This is a genomic window from Acinetobacter johnsonii CIP 64.6 (assembly GCF_000368045.1).
Classification (GTDB): domain Bacteria; phylum Pseudomonadota; class Gammaproteobacteria; order Pseudomonadales; family Moraxellaceae; genus Acinetobacter; species Acinetobacter johnsonii.
The window spans coordinates 1-1890 of sequence record NZ_KB849231.1 but is presented as its reverse complement, the minus strand read 5'-3'; the positions used below and the strand labels follow the sequence as shown (position 1 = coordinate 1890).

The window sequence follows — 1890 nt, the reverse complement described above, 5'->3', positions numbered from 1 at the left end:
ACATTTCCCCGAAAAGTGCCACCTGACGTCTAAGAAACCATTATTATCATGACATTAACCTATAAAAATAGGCGTATCACGAGGCCCTTTCGTCTTCAAGAATTTTATAAACCGTGGAGCGGGCAATACTGAGCTGATGAGCAATTTCCGTTGCACCAGTGCCCTTCTGATGAAGCGTCAGCACGACGTTCCTGTCCACGGTACGCCTGCGGCCAAATTTGATTCCTTTCAGCTTTGCTTCCTGTCGGCCCTCATTCGTGCGTTCTAGGATCCTCTAGAGTCGACCTGCAGGCATGCAAGCTTGGCACTGGCCGTCGTTTTACAACGTCGTGACTGGGAAAACCCTGGCGTTACCCAACTTAATCGCCTTGCAGCACATCCCCCTTTCGCCAGCTGGCGTAATAGCGAAGAGGCCCGCACCGATCGCCCTTCCCAACAGTTGCGCAGCCTGAATGGCGAATGGCGATAAGCTAGCTTCACGCTGCCGCAAGCACTCAGGGCGCAAGGGCTGCTAAAGGAAGCGGAACACGTAGAAAGCCAGTCCGCAGAAACGGTGCTGACCCCGGATGAATGTCAGCTACTGGGCTATCTGGACAAGGGAAAACGCAAGCGCAAAGAGAAAGCAGGTAGCTTGCAGTGGGCTTACATGGCGATAGCTAGACTGGGCGGTTTTATGGACAGCAAGCGAACCGGAATTGCCAGCTGGGGCGCCCTCTGGTAAGGTTGGGAAGCCCTGCAAAGTAAACTGGATGGCTTTCTTGCCGCCAAGGATCTGATGGCGCAGGGGATCAAGATCTGATCAAGAGACAGGATGAGGATCGTTTCGCATGATTGAACAAGATGGATTGCACGCAGGTTCTCCGGCCGCTTGGGTGGAGAGGCTATTCGGCTATGACTGGGCACAACAGACAATCGGCTGCTCTGATGCCGCCGTGTTCCGGCTGTCAGCGCAGGGGCGCCCGGTTCTTTTTGTCAAGACCGACCTGTCCGGTGCCCTGAATGAACTCCAAGACGAGGCAGCGCGGCTATCGTGGCTGGCCACGACGGGCGTTCCTTGCGCAGCTGTGCTCGACGTTGTCACTGAAGCGGGAAGGGACTGGCTGCTATTGGGCGAAGTGCCGGGGCAGGATCTCCTGTCATCTCACCTTGCTCCTGCCGAGAAAGTATCCATCATGGCTGATGCAATGCGGCGGCTGCATACGCTTGATCCGGCTACCTGCCCATTCGACCACCAAGCGAAACATCGCATCGAGCGAGCACGTACTCGGATGGAAGCCGGTCTTGTCGATCAGGATGATCTGGACGAAGAGCATCAGGGGCTCGCGCCAGCCGAACTGTTCGCCAGGCTCAAGGCGCGGATGCCCGACGGCGAGGATCTCGTCGTGACCCATGGCGATGCCTGCTTGCCGAATATCATGGTGGAAAATGGCCGCTTTTCTGGATTCATCGACTGTGGCCGGCTGGGTGTGGCGGACCGCTATCAGGACATAGCGTTGGCTACCCGTGATATTGCTGAAGAGCTTGGCGGCGAATGGGCTGACCGCTTCCTCGTGCTTTACGGTATCGCCGCTCCCGATTCGCAGCGCATCGCCTTCTATCGCCTTCTTGACGAGTTCTTCTGAGCGGGACTCTGGGGTTCGAAATGACCGACCAAGCGACGCCCAACCTGCCATCACGAGATTTCGATTCCACCGCCGCCTTCTATGAAAGGTTGGGCTTCGGAATCGTTTTCCGGGACGCCGGCTGGATGATCCTCCAGCGCGGGGATCTCATGCTGGAGTTCTTCGCCCACCCCAAAAGGATCTAGGTGAAGATCCTTTTTGATAATCTCATGACCAAAATCCCTTAACGTGAGTTTTCGTTCCACTGAGCGTCAGACCCCGTAGAAAA

At 56.0% G+C, this 1890-nt stretch carries 3 protein-coding genes and 1 pseudogene; 3 read left to right on the top strand and 1 reads right to left on the bottom strand.

Going from position 1 to position 1890, the window contains the following annotated elements:
- Nucleotides 1–76: 76 nt before the first annotated feature.
- A complete protein-coding gene (locus F986_RS17740; protein ID WP_425277192.1) occupies nucleotides 77–223 on the bottom strand; it encodes a helix-turn-helix domain-containing protein in 147 nt (48 codons plus the stop codon).
- A gap of 249 nt (nucleotides 224–472) precedes the next feature.
- On the opposite strand from F986_RS17740, the pseudogene F986_RS17735 reads away from it, so the two are divergent.
- The 3 genes and pseudogenes from F986_RS17735 to F986_RS18200 form a co-directional block, all read left to right on the top strand.
- Nucleotides 473–799: pseudogene (locus F986_RS17735) on the top strand (IS4 family transposase); the annotation flags it as partial.
- Nucleotides 800–827: 28 nt separating this feature from the next.
- The gene (locus F986_RS03355) at nucleotides 828–1622 is read left to right on the top strand and encodes an aminoglycoside O-phosphotransferase APH(3')-IIa (RefSeq protein WP_000572405.1); all 795 of its coding nucleotides are present in this window, start codon (nucleotides 828–830) and stop codon (nucleotides 1620–1622) included.
- Nucleotides 1623–1642: 20 nt separating this feature from the next.
- A complete protein-coding gene (locus F986_RS18200; RefSeq protein WP_155118089.1) occupies nucleotides 1643–1807 on the top strand; it encodes a VOC family protein in 165 nt (54 codons plus the stop codon).
- The last annotated feature ends 83 nt before the right edge of the window (nucleotides 1808–1890 follow it).

Excerpts from the sequence above, each read along its gene's own strand:
- F986_RS03355 (WP_000572405.1), top strand. The coding sequence starts at position 828 with ATGATTGAACAAGATGGATTGCACGCAGGTTCTCCGGCCGCTTGGGTG.
- F986_RS18200 (WP_155118089.1), top strand. The coding sequence starts at position 1,643 with ATGACCGACCAAGCGACGCCCAACCTGCCATCACGAGATTTCGATTCC.